The sequence below is a fragment of the Paracoccus ravus genome (assembly GCF_004522175.1).
GTDB classification, from domain to species: domain Bacteria; phylum Pseudomonadota; class Alphaproteobacteria; order Rhodobacterales; family Rhodobacteraceae; genus Paracoccus; species Paracoccus ravus.
In genome coordinates this window covers 25,882-44,143 of the sequence record NZ_SDEB01000025.1, presented here as the reverse complement: position 1 = coordinate 44,143, position 18,262 = coordinate 25,882, and the positions used below count along the sequence as shown (strand labels likewise).

22 protein-coding genes and 1 pseudogene are annotated in these 18,262 nt (G+C 64.4%); 11 read left to right on the top strand and 12 right to left on the bottom strand.

The window, feature by feature from the left end; genetic code table 11:
- Positions 1-24: 24 nt before the first annotated feature.
- From ESZ60_RS21700 to ESZ60_RS21395, 11 genes and pseudogenes are all read right to left on the bottom strand, one after another.
- Positions 25-276, bottom strand: a complete 252-nt coding sequence (locus ESZ60_RS21700; protein ID WP_342365247.1) for a hypothetical protein — start codon at positions 274-276, stop codon at positions 25-27.
- A gap of 139 nt (positions 277-415) precedes the next feature.
- Positions 416-895: pseudogene (locus ESZ60_RS21885) on the bottom strand (TonB-dependent receptor domain-containing protein); the annotation flags it as partial.
- Between the two features lie 34 nt (positions 896-929).
- A complete protein-coding gene (locus tag ESZ60_RS16680; protein WP_134681852.1) occupies positions 930-1,577 on the bottom strand; it encodes a TonB-dependent receptor plug domain-containing protein in 648 nt (215 codons plus the stop codon).
- Entirely contained in the window at positions 1,505-2,368 is an 864-nt protein-coding gene (locus ESZ60_RS16675) for an ABC transporter ATP-binding protein (protein WP_134681851.1), read from the bottom strand. Before ESZ60_RS16675 ends, ESZ60_RS16680 begins: the two co-directional genes overlap by 73 nt.
- The gene (locus ESZ60_RS16670; protein WP_209021333.1) at positions 2,361-3,083 is read right to left on the bottom strand and encodes a FecCD family ABC transporter permease; all 723 of its coding nucleotides are present in this window, start codon (positions 3,081-3,083) and stop codon (positions 2,361-2,363) included. Before ESZ60_RS16670 ends, ESZ60_RS16675 begins: the two co-directional genes overlap by 8 nt.
- An 11-nt stretch (positions 3,084-3,094) precedes the next feature.
- Positions 3,095-3,238, bottom strand: a complete 144-nt coding sequence (locus tag ESZ60_RS21110; RefSeq protein WP_209021332.1) for a hypothetical protein — start codon at positions 3,236-3,238, stop codon at positions 3,095-3,097.
- Positions 3,235-3,531, bottom strand: a complete 297-nt coding sequence (locus ESZ60_RS20860; protein WP_245155743.1) for an iron chelate uptake ABC transporter family permease subunit — start codon at positions 3,529-3,531, stop codon at positions 3,235-3,237. Before ESZ60_RS20860 ends, ESZ60_RS21110 begins: the two co-directional genes overlap by 4 nt.
- Positions 3,501-4,220, bottom strand: a complete 720-nt coding sequence (locus tag ESZ60_RS16660) for a FecCD family ABC transporter permease (protein ID WP_167620199.1) — start codon at positions 4,218-4,220, stop codon at positions 3,501-3,503. The genes ESZ60_RS20860 and ESZ60_RS16660 overlap by 31 nt, the downstream gene beginning before the upstream one ends.
- Positions 4,217-4,369 (bottom strand): hypothetical protein, encoded by a 153-nt coding sequence (locus ESZ60_RS21105; RefSeq protein WP_209021331.1) that lies wholly within the window; start codon positions 4,367-4,369, stop codon positions 4,217-4,219. The genes ESZ60_RS16660 and ESZ60_RS21105 overlap by 4 nt, the downstream gene beginning before the upstream one ends.
- A complete protein-coding gene (locus ESZ60_RS16655; protein ID WP_245155742.1) occupies positions 4,330-4,824 on the bottom strand; it encodes a TroA family protein in 495 nt (164 codons plus the stop codon). Before ESZ60_RS16655 ends, ESZ60_RS21105 begins: the two co-directional genes overlap by 40 nt.
- Positions 4,824-5,153, bottom strand: a complete 330-nt coding sequence (locus ESZ60_RS21395) for a hypothetical protein (protein WP_245155745.1) — start codon at positions 5,151-5,153, stop codon at positions 4,824-4,826. Before ESZ60_RS21395 ends, ESZ60_RS16655 begins: the two co-directional genes overlap by 1 nt.
- Positions 5,154-5,283: 130 nt before the next feature.
- Between ESZ60_RS21395 and ESZ60_RS16650 the strand changes: the two genes are divergently transcribed.
- Entirely contained in the window at positions 5,284-6,351 is a 1,068-nt protein-coding gene (locus tag ESZ60_RS16650) for a siderophore-interacting protein (RefSeq protein ID WP_134681848.1), read from the top strand.
- A 31-nt stretch (positions 6,352-6,382) separates the two neighbouring features.
- Here ESZ60_RS16650 and ESZ60_RS16645 read toward each other — a convergent pair whose 3' ends face one another.
- Complete coding sequence (locus tag ESZ60_RS16645) at positions 6,383-6,649, bottom strand: CBU_0592 family membrane protein (protein WP_134681847.1); 267 nt, start codon at positions 6,647-6,649, stop codon at positions 6,383-6,385.
- A gap of 210 nt (positions 6,650-6,859) precedes the next feature.
- Here ESZ60_RS16645 and ESZ60_RS16640 point away from each other — a divergent pair, with 210 nt between their 5' ends.
- From ESZ60_RS16640 to ESZ60_RS16595, 10 genes are all read left to right on the top strand, one after another.
- The gene (locus ESZ60_RS16640; protein ID WP_134681846.1) at positions 6,860-7,765 is read left to right on the top strand and encodes a LysR family transcriptional regulator; all 906 of its coding nucleotides are present in this window, start codon (positions 6,860-6,862) and stop codon (positions 7,763-7,765) included.
- Between the two features lie 141 nt (positions 7,766-7,906).
- Complete coding sequence (locus ESZ60_RS16635; protein WP_134681845.1) at positions 7,907-9,457, top strand: ABC transporter substrate-binding protein; 1,551 nt, start codon at positions 7,907-7,909, stop codon at positions 9,455-9,457.
- Positions 9,457-10,416, top strand: a complete 960-nt coding sequence (locus tag ESZ60_RS16630) for an ABC transporter permease (RefSeq protein WP_134681844.1) — start codon at positions 9,457-9,459, stop codon at positions 10,414-10,416. The genes ESZ60_RS16635 and ESZ60_RS16630 overlap by 1 nt, the downstream gene beginning before the upstream one ends.
- Before the next feature lie 3 nt (positions 10,417-10,419).
- Positions 10,420-11,253: an ABC transporter permease gene (locus ESZ60_RS16625; RefSeq protein ID WP_134681843.1), complete on the top strand. Its 834-nt coding sequence runs from the start codon at positions 10,420-10,422 to the stop codon at positions 11,251-11,253.
- Complete coding sequence (locus ESZ60_RS16620) at positions 11,250-12,848, top strand: ABC transporter ATP-binding protein (protein WP_134681842.1); 1,599 nt, start codon at positions 11,250-11,252, stop codon at positions 12,846-12,848. The genes ESZ60_RS16625 and ESZ60_RS16620 overlap by 4 nt, the downstream gene beginning before the upstream one ends.
- Positions 12,849-12,924: 76 nt before the next feature.
- Entirely contained in the window at positions 12,925-14,934 is a 2,010-nt protein-coding gene (locus ESZ60_RS16615) for a CocE/NonD family hydrolase (protein WP_134681841.1), read from the top strand.
- Positions 14,935-15,152: 218 nt separating this feature from the next.
- The gene (locus tag ESZ60_RS16610; protein ID WP_167620198.1) at positions 15,153-16,145 is read left to right on the top strand and encodes a TRAP transporter substrate-binding protein; all 993 of its coding nucleotides are present in this window, start codon (positions 15,153-15,155) and stop codon (positions 16,143-16,145) included.
- Positions 16,142-16,519 (top strand): cupin domain-containing protein, encoded by a 378-nt coding sequence (locus ESZ60_RS16605; RefSeq protein WP_134681840.1) that lies wholly within the window; start codon positions 16,142-16,144, stop codon positions 16,517-16,519. The genes ESZ60_RS16610 and ESZ60_RS16605 overlap by 4 nt, the downstream gene beginning before the upstream one ends.
- Positions 16,516-16,971, top strand: coding sequence for a TRAP transporter small permease (locus tag ESZ60_RS16600; RefSeq protein ID WP_134681839.1), 456 nt, complete (start codon positions 16,516-16,518; stop codon positions 16,969-16,971). The genes ESZ60_RS16605 and ESZ60_RS16600 overlap by 4 nt, the downstream gene beginning before the upstream one ends.
- On the top strand, positions 16,968-18,248 hold the full coding sequence (locus ESZ60_RS16595) for a TRAP transporter large permease (RefSeq protein ID WP_134681838.1): 1,281 nt from the start codon (positions 16,968-16,970) through the stop codon (positions 18,246-18,248). The genes ESZ60_RS16600 and ESZ60_RS16595 overlap by 4 nt, the downstream gene beginning before the upstream one ends.
- Positions 18,249-18,262 lie beyond the last annotated feature (14 nt).

Sequence of the window (18,262 nt, the reverse complement as noted above, 5' to 3'; positions counted from 1 at the left end):
GAAAGCGGGCACGCGGTGGTTTCCCTAGAAACGGTCATCCAGCCGGATCCCGACCTCGCGACGGTCGCCAAGGGTCGCCATGGCGCCCGGACCGTATTCATAGAGGAAATATTCCTTGTCGAAGAGGTTCGTCGCATAGGCCGTGATCCGCGCCTCTTCCCAGGCATAGCCCGCGGCAAGGTCGACAAGGCCGTATCCCGCCAGTTCGACCGGCTGGGGCACATAGGGTTCCAGCCGCGAACTTGTGCTGCTTTGCGCAGAGAAATGGCCGTTCACGAAGCGACCAACCTCGTCGTTCCAGGCAGAGCCGAGCGAGATATTGCGTTCCGGCGCGCCGGGGAATTGCAGCCCGGTGCAGCAGCCCGACCGAGGCGGTCAGGTCCAGCATCACCGTCGCGGCACAGGCCAGTTCAAGCTCGGCCCCGTAGGATTCAGACTCGCCGACATTGGCGATGAAGCTGGTCTCCCAGTCGGCGGGATCGCGGCGCAGTTCGACCTGCTGATCCTGCCATTCCTGATAGAAGACATTGGCGGCAACGCGCAGCCGATCCTCCATGAAGTGGCCACGCCATGCCAGTTCGAGGTTTCGGGTCGTTTCCGGGTCATATTCGTATTGGGTCCCGTCCACGACATAGATCGCCGAACCGCCGGGGCGGTAGCCCTCTTGATAGATCAGCGCGACGCTCTGATCCGTGCCGAAACTGTATTCGATGCCAAGCTTGGTGATGAAGACGCTGTCGCTGAAATCGCTGTCGGCATCGGTCGTGACCGCGCCATCGCTGCGGACCCAAGCGGATTGATCCTGCTCGATATAATCGAGACGTGCGCCAGCGATTACACGCCAGTTCGGAGCGGATTCGTAGCTGGCCTCGCCGAACAGGGCATAGTTCTGGATAGACCGGCAGGGCAGTCAGCACTTGCGTGCGGTATTAATCCGGCAGAAGCGCGCCCCAGCTATCGCCGCGCCGCGCGCCGTAGCCCGGCGAGCCGGTGGACCAGAGCGGCCCGACGATATCATTCTGGGTCGGCCCGTCGAACGAACGCGAATAGCTCAGGATCACGCGGGTGTCGTCATTCTCGGTCGGCAGCCACAGGACATTGCCGCGCAGCACCCAGTAATCGTCGGTGACGTAATCGTCGTAGCGGTCATACTGCTCGTAGGACGGGTAGCTCAGATCGCTGTCCTTCTCGGACCATTCGCCGCTGAAGCGGTAGGCGACGCGGTCGTTGATTGCGTCGCCAAAAGCCAGCCCGACCTGTTTGTGATCATCCGGGCCATAGGTCAGTTGTGCCGCGCCCGAGCTCTCGAATTCCGGGTCCTTGGTGCGCAGATAGATCTCGCCAGCCAGCGCCGCGCGGCCGGTCAGGGTCAATTGCGGGCCGCGATAGACCTCGACCTGCTCGGTATCGAAGACGCCGCGCAAGCCGCGTCGCGTGCCCTCGACGGTCTGCTGCACCCCGTCGATATAGAAGGAAGCCAGCGGCGCGCCCAGCCCGCCGGGCGTCAGCCCCTCGGAATTGATGCCGCGCAGGACAAAGCCGCTTTCAGTCCAACCGCCCGACGAGACGTTCGCCATTTAGCGGAACGTGTCGGTGTAATCCTGAATGATCGGCTGCCGGTGTCGGGGTCGGTCAGGATCGCGACCTCGACGCCAAAGACCTCCGAGATGGCCGGGGCGGTCAGGACCTCGGTGGGCGTGCCCCGGGAATGGACGCGGCGCTTTTTCAGCAGGAGAAGGTGATCTGAATAGCGCGCGGCTTGATTCAGATCATGCAAGACGGCCACGACCGTGGTGCCGCGCGTCTCGATCAGATCGCGGGCCAGGTCCAAGAGTTCGATCGGATGGGCAAGGTCCAGATAGGTCGCCGGCTCATCGAGCAGGATGCCGCCCTGCTGCGCCAGCGTCATGGCGATCCATGCCCGCTGGCGCTGGCCGCCCGACAGCGTGTCCAGCTTCGCATCGCGCATATGATCGGTCGAGGTCAGATCCAGCGCCTCTTCGACCGCTGCGGTATCCGCCATGCTCCAACCGCCAAAGAGCGTGCGATGCGGGTAGCGGCCTTGCCGGACAAGATCCAGAACCGTCATCCCCTCGGGCCTGGTCGAGCTTTGCGCCCGAAAGCCGATGCGGCGGGCGACGGATTTCGTGGGCAGGCTGGCGATCGCCTTGCCGTCGAGCAGCACCGCGCCGGATTGCAGCGGATGCAGGCCCGCAAGGCTGCGCAGCACGGTTGATTTCCCCGACCCGTTCCGCCCCAGAAGCGCGGTGAAAGACCCCTGCGTGATCTCGAGGTCCAGCCCCTCGACCACCAGCTGGCGGGCATAACCGATGCTGGCCTTGCGGGCGATCAGTTCGGGATCAGGCATTGCGCCGTTTCCACAACAAGAATCCAAAGAAGGGCGCGCCCAGCAGCGCCGTGAACAGCCCGACCGGAAGCTGGACAGGAGGCATGATGCGCCGCGCGGCAAGGCCGACAAACCCGATCAGTCCCGCCGCCGCGATCGCCGCCCCCGACAGCGCCGCGCAGATCAGCACGGCCATCCCGCGCAGCAAGTTCACGCGCTGCCCGAGGCGCCGCGCGACGGTGTCTCCGAAGGCGATCAAATCCAGTTCCCGCGCCGCAATCCATGCCGCGACAAAGGGCGGGATGGACCACAGAGCCAAAATCCGGACCCGCTCCCACCGGCTGTCTTGCAGGCTGCCCGAAAGCCAGATCATCGCCCTTTGCACCGCAGGCGGATCGCCGAAGCTCGAGATGAAGCTGGCCCCTGCCCCGGCCAGCGGCCCCAGTCCGATCCCGATCAGGATGATCCGGACCGAGCTTGTCCCCTGCCGCCATGAAAAGGCATAGATCGCCGCCGACATGACCAATGCGCCCGCGAATATCAGCAGCGTCAGCAGGTCCTGCGGGATGGTGCGGAACTCGACGATGATCGCGGTCGCGGCCAAGGCCGCGCCTGAATTGATGCCCAGAAGGCCCGGCCAGGCCAGTGGATTGCGCATGATCGCCTGACGGATGGCGCCCGCGACGCCAAGGCTCGCGCCCACCACCACCGCCTTCTGCGCGCGCGGTAGGCGCAACCTGTTGACGATCATGCGCGTGGCGGGGGTGTCTCCTGCGCGCCGGGCAGTGCGCCCAGCACATGCCCAAGGCCCAGCCTCTGGTCGCCAAAGGCCAGCGCGGCAAGACAGGCAGCGAGCAGAGCTGCCAGAAGCAGGGGCCAGACGGTTCTCATGCATTGGCCTCGCTACGGGCATTGGCGAGCCAGATGAAGAAGGGCGAACCGATCTGCGCCATCGTGATGCCCAAGGAAATATCGGTCACCAGCACCGCGCGCGGCAAGGTGTCGGCCAGCAGCGCGAGACCCACGCCACCAAGCGTGGCAAAATGCAGGATCTGCCGGTCATCCGGGCGGAGAGCCCGCCGCACGACATGCGTCACGACCAGCGCGACAAAGCCCAAAGGTTCCGCGATGGCGACAGCGCCCCCGGCAAGGCCTACGACAGCGGCCCCGAGACCAGCCGCCAGAGCAGCGGGTTCTGGCCCAGACCGCGCGCGGTTTCGGCCCCAAGGCTCAGCGCGGTGAATTGCTCGCGCACGACCATGGCGGCAATCAGCGATGCGCCAAGCCAAGGCAGCACCGGCAGGACCTGCGCCATCTCGCGGTTCTTCAGACTGCCTGCCGACCACATCCGCACGACATCCAGCGTCTGCGCATCCCGCAGCAGAACCGCCGTTCCGACCGCGCCAAGCAAAGTCGAGACTACCACGCCCGCAAGGACCAGCTTCAGCGGCGTCGCGCCTCCGCGTTCTGCCGGACCCAGCAGATAGACCGCGAGCGCCGCCAGCGCCGCCCCTGCGAACGCCGCCCACACCAGCGCCCCGCCCACCGTCACTCCGGCAAGGGAAATCGCCAGAATGACCGCGAAGCCCGCGCCCGGATTGATCCCCAAAAGGCCCGGCTCGGCCAGCGGATTGCCGGTCACCGCCTGCATGATCGCGCCCGCGACCGCCAGCGCCGCCCGTGCGGCCAAGGCCGCGATGACACGCGGCAGGCGCACCGAAAGGATCACGATATCGGCCCGCTCATCCCCCGGCGCGACCACCGCCTGCCAGGCGCGCGGCAGCAAGATGTCCGAGGAACCGACCGTGACCGACCAGATCGACAGCAGCACAAGCGCGAACAGCAGGCCGAGGAACAGGGCGGAAACCCTCACGGCGACCCGTTCACGAAACAATCGATATCGTCCAGCACGCGATGGGCCGAGGCCAGCCCGCTAAATTCCATCCATGTCGCAGGCGAGATGCGATGGACATTGCCGGATTTCACTGCGGGCAGCATCTGCCAGAGCGGGTTGGCCAGCACTTCCTCGTGCCGCCCGTCCTTGTCGGAATCGTTCGTGCCGCCGAGGATGTAAAGCAGCACCTCGCCGTCAAGCTGGGAAAGCTCCTCCAATCGGGGCGCTTCATGGACAGCGAGGGGTCGTCGGTGACCTCATAGGCGCTGCGTTTGACGCCCGCCTGTTTCATGATCTCGAAAGGCGCATAGCTCTGGGGCGCATCCAGATAGACCTGAAAATCCCAAGAGGTGATCCGCAGGACCGAAACCGTGCGGACCGGCACCCGCGCCTTGATCCCGGCCAGCCGTGCATCAAAGGCGAGGAGCTGCTCGGCGATCTCGTCTTGCTTGCCGGTAATCCCGGCCAGCACCCCATAAAAGCCGCGCCAGTCGGTCGAGCCGTAAAGCAGGGTCGGGGCAAGCTGGGCCAATTGCGGATAGATCGCGCCCGCCATCGCATGGTCGCCGGTGTAGCCAAGGATCAGATCCGGTTCAAGCGCGACGATGGTTTCGAGGCTGGGCTCTGCCCAAAGGCGGTGCGGGTCACGCCCCGCTCGGTCGCGCGCGCCTTCAGGGCCGCGTCGCTCATCATATCGAGCGGAGCCCCCACGATCGGCAGGCCCACATCCATCCCGACGCTCAGCCCGAAACTCGCATCCAGCACGACGACGCGCTTTGGCGCCGCGGGCACGCAAAGCGGGCTTGCGTGGATTTCGGGCGCATCAAGCAGCCAACCCTCGCAGGCCAAAGCGGGTCCGGCCAGCCCCAGGGCCGCAAGGGCCATGGCAAGCATTTGCTTGAGTTTCGGCATTTCTCTCCCCTTCCGCCGCTTCGCCATGTGGCGCGGCTCCCTTGCCAAACGTGTGGCGGAATGCCAAGAATCCCGAGTTATTCACTCTGAAATGCCGCCAGTCGCGGCGAAACGGGACAGGCGAGGGTAAATGGCGGTCAGACATGCAGCACGGATCGGTTTGCCGCTGGACCGCGTCGGCCGGATGCTGGGCGAGGAAGCGGCCGAGATGGGGCTGGACCTGCAAACCACGCCCTCCGGCTTTCTGATGGATCTGGGGGATTCGCGTCTGTCGCTGGCCGCCGCGGCGGATGGATGCGCTCTGGTGCTGGAAGCCGAGACCGACGCGCGCCTTGCCGAATTGCGCGAGGCGGTGATGCATTTCGCGACCGAGCATCACCAGCCGCCGCTGCATCTGGATTGGGAGATCCGGCCGCAGCCTGCCAGCCCCGCCAAGCTGACGATTGCCGAGGTGATGTCGAACCGCGTCCTCTCGCCCTCGTTTCGCAGGCTCCGGCTGGCAGGAGATTTCGCGCGCTTCGGCGCGGGCGGGATGCATTTCCGTCTGATCTTTGGCCCCGAGGGCGCGGGGCTGCCTCATGCCGACGAGAATGGCGCGATGGTCTGGCCGGGCGGTGTCGATCGCTGGCACCGCCCGCCCTATACCGTGCGGTCGATCGCAGCGGATTGCCAATGGATCGATGTGGACATCTTTTTGCATGAGGGCGGCCGCGTCACCGATTGGGTCCGCGAGACACAGCCCGGGGACCGCGTCGCCCTGACCGGCCCCGGCGGCAAGACACCCCAAAGCGCCGAATGGATCGCCTATATCGGGGATGAGACGGCCTTGCCGATCATTGCGCGCGCGCTTGAGATCCTGCCTGCCGATACGCAGGGCATCGCGCGCATCGTCGTCGCGGATCTGGCCGACCGCCAGCCGATCCGCCATCCCGAGGGGGTGGATCTGCAATGGCTTCTTCGGTCCGAAACCTCGACCTTGGCCGCGCTTCAGTCCATCGCGCCACCGGAAACCGGGCGCTATGTCTTTTTCGCGGCCGAAAGGCAGGATTCTATGGCGGCGCGCGACTGGCTCGTGGCGCGGGGATTTCAGCGCAGTGAATTCACCAACGCCCATTACTGGACCCAGGGCTGGGAGCCGCCTGCCGATCAGGCCCGTCCGAGGCGGCAAGCCGGGGGCGCTGCCAGCCCGGCCCGGTGAGGCCGCGGGCCGGCAGGCCAGAGGGCCGGTCTCAGGCCATTCCGACCGGATTCGCCCGATACTTGGCGCGATAGTTCCGCACGAAGCCGATCACCGTGAAGAGCAGCCACGCGGTTTGGGAAATGAAGGCGCCGAGGTTCCAGTTCCAGGTCAGAGAGCCGATCAGCGCGGCCGCCCCCAGGATGTTCAGCGCGGCATATTGCCAGTCGCCCAGGCTTAGCTTGCCCGTCTGAAGCAATGCATAGGCACCAAGATAGAATGCTGCGCCGGCAAGGCCGACAAGATCAGGCAAGCTCATGCCCAGAACTCCGAAATGGCACGGCAGAATGGCCGGCCCGCGTTGCGTTTTCGCCCGATAAAGATGGCGGCCGGGCGCTCCGCCCTCTTATGTCAGGCGGAACAAAGCACAAGCAGCGCTTGCGCATGGAGCCATGATGAAATTTCATGCCCTTCCGGGCCGGGATTGACCGCGTCCCTTCGCCCTGACCCTTGAACTCGGAACCGCTCCATGTCCGGCCCCAGAATCCCGCCTTTTCCAGCGCTTGTCGCATTTCAGACCGTCGCGCGATGCGGCTCGATCTCGGCTGCGGCGCAGATCCTCGGCCTGACCCAAAGCGGCGTCAGCCGACAGATCGCCCGGCTCGAAGACCATGTCGGCGCGCTGCTTTTCGACCGCACAGCCTCGGGAGTGACGCTGAATGGCTTTGGGCAGGATTATGCCCTGCGCGTCGGTCAGGCGATCGACGCGCTGTCGGAACTTGGCGAAGGGCTTCAGGGAACCCGGGATCGGGACCGGGTCGTGTTGGCCTGCTCGCAGGGGGTGGCGGATCTCTGGGTGATGCCGCGGCTGGCCCAAATGCGTCTGGACCTGCCCTGGCTGGAACTGAAACTGCGCATTGACGAGAATATCTCGCAGCTTCGGCCCGACGAATATGACCTCGCGATCTATCACCGGCCGGTTCAGATGGCGGATTTCGTCATGCAGCCGCTGGGCCCCGAGGAAATGATCCCCGTCATGGCGCCGGGCCAGCCACCGCTGATCGAGCGTAAAGCCCCCCTGCTGCTGACCATGGAGGAAACCTTCAAGGAATGGACGGATTGGGGAAACTGGCTGTTCAATGCCGAGTTGCAACTGCCCGAAGCCACGACGCGCTGGAAGATGGGCAGCTATCGCCTGGCCATCGAAGCCGCGATGCAGGGGATCGGCATTGCCATGGGCTGGACCTGGGTCGTGCAGGATCTGATCGACCGCGGCGCACTTGTCGAGGCACATCCCTACCGGCTGCTGGGTCAGGGCCGCTACTATCTGATGCGCTCGACGCAAAGACATCAGCGCAGCGCCGCAAAAAGGCTTGAAACCTGGCTGATCGCCAGCAACCGGCATGGCGGGATCCGGCCTGACGCCGCCCGATGATTGCAGTCGCGTCACAGGGGTATGACAGAAAGTCATTTGCCTCCGGACCTGGCTTCTCTAGGTTGTGATGAAAATCAACAAACCGCCCTTCGGGGCATAAAAAACTGGGAGGCGCGGCGCTTGTCCGCGTCGGATATGCACATGACTGACACTCGTCTCTTTCAATTCGGCCGGCGCGGTTTTCTTGCCGGAGCCGCAGGTCTTTCGGCGCTCTCCATGCTGCCCGGCGGCCTGAGGGCCCAGGAACAGCCGCAACGCGGTGGCCTGCTGCGCATGGGGATCGGCGGCGGCTCGACCACCGATGATTTCGACATCCGCAAGCTGAACGATTGGGTGCCGGTCAACCAAGCCTATATGGTGATGAACGGTCTGGTCGAGATCGACGCGAGCAATACCGCCCAGCCCGAGCTTTTCGAGTCGTGGGAAGCTGCCGAAGGTGCCGTGGAATGGGTCTTCAAGGTCCGGCAGGGCGTCACTTTCCATAACGGCAAGTCCCTCACCGCCGATGATGTCGTCTATTCGCTGAACCTGCATCGCGGCGACAGTTCCTCGGCGGCGCGCTCGGTCGCGGCGGGTTTTGCCGACATCCAGAAAATCTCGGATTTCGAGGTCAAGATCACCCTGACCTCGGGCAATGCGGACCTGCCCTATGTGCTGTCGGATTACCACTTCCTTGTCGTGCCCGAGGGTTTCAGCGACTGGGCGAACCCGATCGGCACCGGCCCCTTCATCCCCGAAAGCGTCGAGCCCGGTGTGCGCGCGCGCTTCACCCGCAACGAGAATTACTGGAAGCCGGGCTGCGCCAATGTCGACGCGGTCGAGGTCATCGTCATCAATGACGTGTCGGCGCGCACCAATGCGCTGATGTCGGGTCAGGTCCATGCCATCAACAGCCTCGATTTCAAGACCGTGGACCTGCTGGCGCGCAATCGCAATCTGCAGATCGTACGCTCGGCCGGGGGCCAGCATTACACCTTCCTGATGGACTGCACCCGTGCGCCCTTCAGCGATGTGAATGTCCGTCAGGCGATCAAATACTCGATCGACCGCGAGCAGCTCCTGAAAACCGCGCTGATGGGCTATGGCTCGCTGGGCAATGACCATCCGATCCCGGTGACGGATCGTTTCTTCAACAAGGAGTTGAAGCAGCGGGCTTATGATCCGGAACAGGCGAAATTCCACCTGAAAAAGGCCGGAATGGACAGCCTGTCGGTCACCTTGCAGACCTCGGACGCGGCCTTCACCGGCGCGGTCGATGCGGCGGCGGTCTATCGCACCGCGGCCAGCGGCGCGGGCATCGACGTTTCGATCCAGCGCGAGCCTGCCGATGGCTATTGGGACAATGTCTGGATGAAAGCGCCCTTCTGCATGTCCTATTGGGGCGGGCGTCCGACCGCGGACCAGATGCTGACCATCGCCTACCAGTCGAGCTCGGCCCAGAACGACAGCCATTGGGCGAATGCCGATTTCGACCGCCTGCTGACGGAGGCCCGCGCCCTGCTCGATGACGAGAAGCGCCGCGAGATCTATTGGGAACTCCAGCGCATGATCCATGACGATGGCGGAGTGATGATCCCGATGTTCGGGGATTATCTCGACGGCGTCTCGAACAAGGTGCAAGGCGTCACGCCGCATCCGATGTTCAACCTGATGGGCGCGCGCATGGCCGAAAAAGTCTGGCTCGCGGCTTGATGGGCAAGCTGATCCTGCAACGCTTGGGGCTGGGGGTCGTGACCCTCGCCCTCGTCTCGGTGCTGGTCTTTGCCGGCACCGAGATCCTGCCCGGCGATGTCGCCGCCGCCATTCTGGGCCAGAATGCGACGCCGGAATCGCTGGCCGCCTTGCGCGAGCAGCTGGGCCTCGATGCCGGGGCGGTCAGCCGCTATTTCGCTTGGGCCGGAGGTATCCTGCACGGCGATCTGGGCGTTTCACTGGCAAACCGCCAGCCCGTCGCCGACCTGCTTTGGCCGCGTTTTCTCAATACCATGGCGCTGGCGGGCTATGCCGCGATCATCGCCGTGCCGCTGGCCGTCGGGCTCGGCATCCTTTCGGCGGCATGGCGCGGCTCGCTGTTTGATCGGATCGCCAATGTGGTGGCGCTGGCCACGGTCTCGCTGCCGGAATATTTCCTTGGCCTGCTGCTGATCCTGTTCTTCTCAGTGCAATGGGGCTTGCTGCCGAGCCTTGCCGATACATGGTCGGGTATGGGGCTTGGGGCATGGTTGCAAGCGACCACATTGCCCATGCTGGTGCTGGTTCTGGTGACGGTCGCGCAGATCATGCGGATGACGCGCACCACCGTGCTGGGCGTGATGGACCAACCCTATATCGAGACCGCCTATCTCAAAGGCATCCCGAATGGCCGTGTCGTCCTGCGTCATGCCACGCCCAATGCGCTTGCGCCGATCATCAATGTCGTGGCCTTCAACCTGACCTATCTGATCGCGGGCGTCGTGCTGGTCGAGGCGATCTTCAACTATAACGGCCTTGGCCGCTTCATGGTCGATGCCGTCTCCAAGCGTGACCTGCCCATGGTTCAGGCCGCGGCGATGGTCTTTGCCGCCGTCTACGTGATCCTGAACATGATCGCCGACATCTCCGCCATCGCGCTGAACCCGCGTCTGCGCCATCCGCGCTCGAAGGAGGCATAAGCCATGACCCTCCGTATCTTCGGACGGCCGCTGCCGATCTCGGCAGCGATCGGCCTGATCATCATCGCCGCCACGGTTTTCCTGTTCATCTTTGGCCCCAGCCTCGCCCCCTTTGGGCAAGAGGATGTCGTCGGCGCGCCCTTTGCCGACCCGAGTGCCGAGCATCTGCTGGGCCTCGACCAGAACGGGCGCGACATGCTGTCCCGGCTGCTTTACGGGGCGCGCATGTCGGTCGGCGTCTCGCTGACGGCGGTGCTGATTTCCTTTGCGATCGGCGTGCCGCTCGGCTTTCTGGCCGCGCTGAATGGCGGCTGGCCCGACATGATCGGCGCGCGTTTTGTCGACGTCATCATGTCGATCCCGGTGCTGATCTCGGCGCTGGTGGTGCTGCAATCTCTGGGCTCGAGCCTGCCGGTGCTGATCGGAACCATTGCGCTTTTGGACAGCACGCGGGTGTTCCGCCTGTCCCGCATCGTCGCCCAAGGCATCGTCGTCATGGAATATGCCGAGGTTGCCCGCCTGCGTGGCGAGGGGCTGTGGTGGATGCTGCGTCGGGAAATCCTGCCGAACGCCCTGCCGCCGCTGCTGGCTGAATTCGGCATGCGCTTCTGCTTCACCTTCCTCTTCGTAGCCGGCCTCTCTTATCTGGGTCTGGGCGTGCAGCCCCCCTTCGCGGATTGGGGCGGAATGGTGCGGGACAACCAGCAGGGCATCCTTTACGGGCTTTACGCCCCCCTCTTCCCGGCCGGGGCCATTGCGCTGGTCACCATCGGGGTCAACCTCGTCGTGGATTGGGCGCTGGCCGGTCGCACCATGGTGCAAGGAGAGAACCGTTGAGCGCGAATGTCCTTGAAATCCGCGACCTTCGGGTCGAGGCCCCGAATGGCGCGGTCTTGCTGCATGGCGTTTCGCTGGATCTGAGACCCGGCGAGGTCCTGGGCCTGATCGGCGAATCCGGGGCCGGGAAATCGACCATCGGCCTTGCCTCGATGGGTTACGGTCGCGGCGGTTGCCGCATCACCGGAGGCGAGATCCGTCTCGTTGGGACCGAGATGCGCTCTGCATCCCGGCCGCAACGCGAGGCCCTGCGCGGAGCCCGCATCGCCTATGTTGCGCAAAGTGCGGCGGCGGCCTTCAACCCGGCGATGCGTCTGGACAAGCAGGTCCTTGAGGGGCCCCTGCTGCGCGGGATGCCCGAGGCCGAGGCCCGCGCATGGATGCTGGAACTGTTCCGCGCCCTGCAACTGCCCGACCCCGAGCATTTCGGCGAGCGCTATCCGCATCAGGTCTCGGGCGGGCAATTGCAGCGCGCGATGATCGCGATGGCGATGGCCGGAAAGCCCGACATCCTCGTGCTGGACGAGCCGACCACCGCCTTGGACGTGACGACCCAGATCGAGGTTCTGGCGCTGCTGCGGGACGTGATCCACCGCTATGGCACGGCGGCGCTATACATCACCCATGATCTGGCCGTCATTGCCCAGATCGCCGACCGGCTGATGGTCCTGCGCCATGGCCGCGAGGTCGAAATGGGTCCGACCGCCGAACTGCTGGAAAACCCGCAGCAGGACTATACCCGGCAGCTTGTTTCCGAGCGTCGCGAAAGTCTGGGGGCGACCGCCGACGTGCATCACCGTACCGGCGAGACCCTGCTGAGCGTGAAAAACGTCAATGCGTCTTATGGCTCGACGCCGGTGCTGCACGATGTCTCGCTGGAGTTGAAGCGGGGCGAAACGCTGGCGGTTGTGGGTGAATCCGGCTCGGGGAAATCGACGCTGGCGCGGCTGGTCTCGGGGCTTTTGCCGCCGCGCGCGGGTGCGGTCCGCTTTGGCGGCGCGGACCTGCCGCCGCGCTTCCGCGACCGCTCTGCCGATCAGCTTCGTCGCATCCAGCTGGTCTATCAGCTGCCCGATGTGGCGCTGAACCCGCGCCAGACCGTGGGCGAGGCCATCGGGCGACCGCTTGCGCATTTCCGCGGCCTTACAGGCAAGGCGCAGCGCGACGAGGTGGCGCGGCTTCTGGAACAGATCGGGCTTCCGGCAGATTTCGCGGCGCGTCTGCCCTCGGCTTTGTCGGGCGGCCAGAAGCAGCGGGTCTGCATTGCGCGTGCGCTGGCGGCTGAACCGGATCTGATGATCTGCGACGAGGTGACCTCGGCCCTGGATCCTCTGGTGGCCGAGGATATTCTGCGGCTTCTGCGCAAGTTGCAGGACGATCTGGGCATGACTTATCTTTTCATCACCCATGATCTGTCCGTGGTCCAGCGCCTCGCCGATCGGGTCATGGTGATGAGCAAGGGCCGCGTTGTCGAGACGAACGACACCGCCACGCTCTTTGCTGCGCCGCGCGATCCCTATACCCGCCGCCTGCTCGATGCCGTGCCGCAATTGCGCACCGACTGGCTCGATGAGGTCATGGCCGCTCGCGCCTGACCCTTTCCGAAATCACCCAAAAATTCAGGGGGCGCCTTGGCGCCCTCCGGCCTCACGCATTCTTCTGGAGGGCAAGATGAGCCTTGAAGTCATAGAAAACACGTGGATCACCATGCGGGACGGCACGCGGCTCGCGGCCCGGATCTGGCTTCCCGCTGGCGCGCGTTCGACGCCCGTTCCCGCCGTTCTGGAATATATCCCCTATCGCAAGCGCGACGGGACCCGTGGCCGGGATGAGGCCATGCATGGCTATTTCGCGCAGAACGGCTATGCCGCGATCCGCGTCGATATGCGCGGCAGCGGCGATTCCGAGGGCCACCTGGCCGATGAATATCTGAAGCTGGAACAGGACGACGCGCTGGAGGTGATCGACTGGATCGCGGCGCAGGATTGGTGTTCGGGCAATGTGGGCATGATGGGGAAAAGCTGGTCGGGCTTTAACTGCCTGCAGGTCGCCGCGCGCCGTCCCCCGGCGCTGAAGGCGATCCTGACGGCCTATTCGACCGATGACCGCTTCCGCGACGATATCCATTTCATGGGCGGCTGCCTCTTGAACGACAACCTCTGGTGGGGGTCGATCATGCTGGCCTATCAGTCGCGCCCCCTCGATCCCGAGATCGCGGGCGAGGCCTGGCGCGACCGCTGGCTGGAGCGGATCGAGAACCTGCCCTTTTTCCCCGCGCTCTGGGCCGCACATCAGAGCTATGACGATTATTGGAAGCATGGCTCGGTGCAAGAGGACTGGTCGGCGATCCAATGCCCCGTCATGGTGATCGGCGGCTGGGCGGACAGCTATACCAATTCGGTCCCGCGTATTCTGGAACATCTAAAGGTCCCCTCGCGCGGGATCATCGGGCCTTGGGGCCATGTCTATCCGCATGACGGCGTGCCCGGCCCGGCCATCGGCTTCCTTCAAGAGGCCGTGCGCTGGTGGGATCATTGGCTGAAAGGCATCGATACCGGCATCATGGATGAGCCGCAGATGAAAGCCTTTATCAATGATGCCTGCCCGACCAGCGGCACTCGCACATCTCAACCCGGACGCTGGGTTGGTGAGGCCAACTGGCCCAGCCCCGCAATCAGCCCGGCGCTGTTTCATCTGCGTGCGGATGGTTCACTGTCGGACAAACAGGAAACCTCGGACGCGGCTTTGTCGGTCTGCTCGCCGCAGGATCATGGCCGTGCGGCGGGGGAATGGATGGGAACCGGCTGCGCGGGAGAGATGCCGACCGACCAGCGCCTTGACGACGGCGGCTCGCTGAATTTCGTCACCGCGCCCCTGCAAGCCGATATCGAAATCCTCGGCGCTCCGGAGTTGGTGCTGCGGCTCAGCGCGGATGCCCCGGTCGCGCAAATCGCGGTGCGGCTCTGCGACGTGCTGCCTTCGGGCGAGGTGCTGCGCGTCTCTTATCAGGTGCTGAACCTGACCCATCGCGACGGCCATGAAAACCCCGCGCCGCTTGAACCCGGCAAGGCCTATGATGTCAAAGTGACGCTTTCGGCCTGTGGCCACCGCTTTGCCAAGGGCCATCGCATCCAGGTTTCCGTCGGCACGGCTTACTGGCCGATCATCTGGCCCGCGCCCTATGCGGCCGCGCTCTCGGTCGTCCCTGCCCGCTCGACGCTCAGCCTGCCTTTGCGAAGCCCCGAGGCGGCGCAGGTCCCGGTCGCATTCCAGCCGCCGGCCCATGGCCCGGCCACCCCGATGAGCCAGCTCGATCCCGGACTGATGCTGCGGCAATCCTCCTTTGACCACCTGACGGGCACGGCGACCTATGTCACCGAGGGGCGCGGCGGGTTGTTCGGCGAGGGCATTGTGCGCTTCGACGAGATCGGGACCGAGATTTGCCACAATCTGCGGCGCGAACTGACCGTTCGTCCCGAGGATCCGCTCTCGGCCCGCTACGTTCTGACACAAAGCTACGAGATGGGCCGCGACGGCTGGCGCTCGCGCATCGAGACGGTGACGGAAATGACCTCGGATCTCGACAGTTTCTTTATCTCGGGCCATCTGATCGCCTTCGAGGGCGAAACGGAAATGGCGCAGCGCGACTGGAGCGAAACGATTCCGCGCAGGCTTATTTAAGCGTTCAAAGCCAGGCACATGCATGTCGAGGGCGGCCCCAGCGCCGCCCTTTGACACTTTACCGGGTCAGAGATCCGGCCCAGTATTGCCCAATCGTCAGGCAGTATGGATTTCAATCCATAGCCGGAATGCATCGGAAGCATTGATCGCCCCTATTTGTCATCCGCCCCCGGTGATGGTTCAAGCGAGCGAAATAACCAGACCAACAGGAGAACCCCATGTCGAATTCCAGAGCTTTCCGCGCCGGTCTTGCAGGAATGCTGCTCTCCGCCTCGGCGATCTGCCTCGCCGGACCCGCGGCCGCCCAGACGACCATCCGCATCGGCCATGTGCTGGCCGACAGCCATAGCTGGAACGTCGCCGCGCAGGGCTTTGCCAAGGAGGTTGGCGAGAAAACCGAAGGCCGCGTGAATATCGAGGTCTTCCCCAGTGGCCAGCTGGGCAATGAAAAGGACATGATCGAAGGGCTGCAATTCGGCGCGGTTCAGGGCGGCGTCATCGGCGCGGGATCGTTCCAGACCATCGAGCCCAAGCTTGGCATCATCGAGATGCCCTATGCCTGGGCCTCGCGCGACAAGGCCTTTGCCGCGCTGGATGGCGAGCTTGGGACCGCGCTGTCCGGCCTGCTCGAGGACAAGAACATCAAGGTTCTGGCCTGGTGGGAAAACGGCTATCGCAACGTCACCAACTCGAAGAAACCGGTCGTGACGCCGGACGATCTGGCTGGTCTCAAGATCCGGGTGACGCCTGACAAGGTGCGTCTGGAAACCTTTGAGGTGATGGGCGCACAGCCCGCGCCGCTGGCCTTCGGCGAGCTTTACTCGGCGCTGCAGCAGGGTGTGTTCGACGCGCAGGAAAACCCGCTCTCGATCATCTGGTCCTCGTCCTTCTTCGAGGTGCAGAAATACGTCTCGAACACCCAGCATGTCTGGGGCGCAGCCTCGCTGGTGCTGTCGAAGCCGGTCTGGGACAAGATCTCGCCCGAGGACCAGCAGATCGTCGAGGCAGCCGCACAGGAATGGGGCGAGAAGCAGCGCCAGATGGTCGCGGATTCCGATGCCGATATGATCGCCAAGCTCAAGGAAAAGGGCATGGAGTTCAACGACGTGGACAAGGCGGCCTTTGAAGCGGCGGTCAAGCCGGTATGGGACGCCAATGCCGACCTCTATGGCGAGGAACTGCTCGGCCTCATGGAGAAATATCGTCAATGAGCCCACGCGCGCCCGAACTCCGCCAGCTGGATCAGATCGAGCCGGTCCAGCTCTTCGACTTCAGCCAGAAGGTCCTGTTTTCGCCAAAGGAACGGGGCGAAGGCTTCATCAAGCTTGCGGTGACGACGGGCAAGAAGGGCGCGCGCAGCGTGCCCCATGCCCATCCCCGCGATGAGGTGACGCTGACCCTGAAGGGTGAAGCCGTGCTGCGCGCGGACGGGCGCGAATATTTCATGACCGAGGGGACGGCCCTGCGCCTTCCCCCCGGCGTCGTCCATGAGGTCGAGGTTCTGTCCGAGGAATGGGTCGTGGTCGCCGCCTATTGCGACGAATGCCAGCTTTGCGTCCCTTTGAAAGCACAGGACAAGGCATGAGCAGGATTTCCAACCGGTTGGATTGGCTTGCCCGCAGCCTCGGCGCGATCGGCGTCGCAGCGCTGGCCGCCATCGTCGCCTGGGTCGTGTTTTCCCGCTATGCCCTGGGCGTGACCCCGCGCTGGTCCGAGGAATTGCCCCGCCTGATCCTGGTCTGGGTCAGCTTCATCGGGATCATCTCGGGCTTCGCGCGCGGCTCGCATTTCGAGGCCGGGCTCACTGACCTGATCATCCGCCCCGGTCGGCTGCGCGAAGTCATCCGCCGTCTGGCGACGGGGGCCAGTGTCATCTTCTTGCTGGTGCTGCTGGTGACCGGTTGGCAAATCACCGGGTTCACCTGGCATCATGCGACCACGGCGCTGAACCTGCCCGGAGGGTTGTTCTACCTGTGCCTCCCCATCGGCGCGGCCCTGTCGCTGATCGCAATTTTCGCCGGAAGGATCGGCAAGTGAGCTTTGAACTTGCACTATTGCTGGGAACCTTCGTGTTCCTGGTCCTCATCGACGCGCCGATCGCCGTGGCCCTTGGCCTTGCTTCGGTCCTATATCTCTTTATCGCCGATCTCGCGCCCATGATGGTCGTCGCGCAGCGGATGATCGCCGGGATCGACAGCTTCACCCTGCTGGCCATTCCGCTGTTCCTGATGGCGGGGATGCTGATGGTTCAGGGCGGGCTTGCGCCCCGCATCGTCAATCTCTGCGCGGCGCTTGTCGGGCGCAGCACAGGCGGTCTGGCCATCGTGATGATCGCCGCCTGCATGCTCTTCGGCTCGCTCTCGGGATCGGGCGTGGCGGATGTGGTGGCGATCGGCACGATGATGCTGCCCGCCATGCGCGAGCGGGGCTATCATCCCGGATTTTCATCGGCTGCACTGGGCTGCGCGGGTTCGCTTGGGACGGTCATTCCGCCCTCGATCGTCCTGATCGTCTATGGCACGGCCACCAATACCTCGATCGGCCAGCTGTTCATCGGCGCGATCATTCCCGGCCTGATGCTGGGCCTTGCGCTGATGGTCGTGGCCTGGTGGATCTCGCGCCGCCACGGCTGGCGCGGCGGAGAGCCTGCGACAGGTGCAGTGATCGGACGCGCCTTCATCTCGGCGATCCCGGCGCTCATCGCCCCTCTCATCATCGTGGGCGGCATCCGGGCGGGCATCTTCACCCCGACCGAAGCGGCGGGCGCGGGCGTCGTCTATGCCCTGCTCGTGGGCGGTCTTTTCTATCGCAGCCTTTCCTGGGAAGGCTTCAAGGGCATTCTGCGCGACACGACCGAAATGACCGGCTCGATCCTTTTGGTGATCGCCTCGGCCTCGGTCTTTGGCTGGATCCTTGCCGCCGAACAGGTGCCGCAGCTTGCCGTGAACGGCATCCTCGCGATGACCGATAGCGGGATGGTCGCCCTGCTGCTGATCATGCTGATCGTGCTGCTGCTGGGAACCTTCATGGAATCGCTCGCGATCATCCTGATCCTTGCGCCCATCTTCGTGCCGGTCCTTGCCGCCTATCAGATCGACCCGGTCTATTTCGGCATCCTGCTCTGCATCAACCTGGCGATCGGCGCGAATACGCCTCCGCTCGGGATCGACCTGATGGCCGCCTGCCGCACCGCCGGCATCCCGATGTCGGCATCCTTCCGCTACCTGCTGCCATTCCTTGGCGCCATGGTCGCGGTGCTGGTCCTGCTGGTTCTCTTCCCCCAGATCATCACGGCCGTGACCGGCACGTCCTGATCCGGATCTGACTT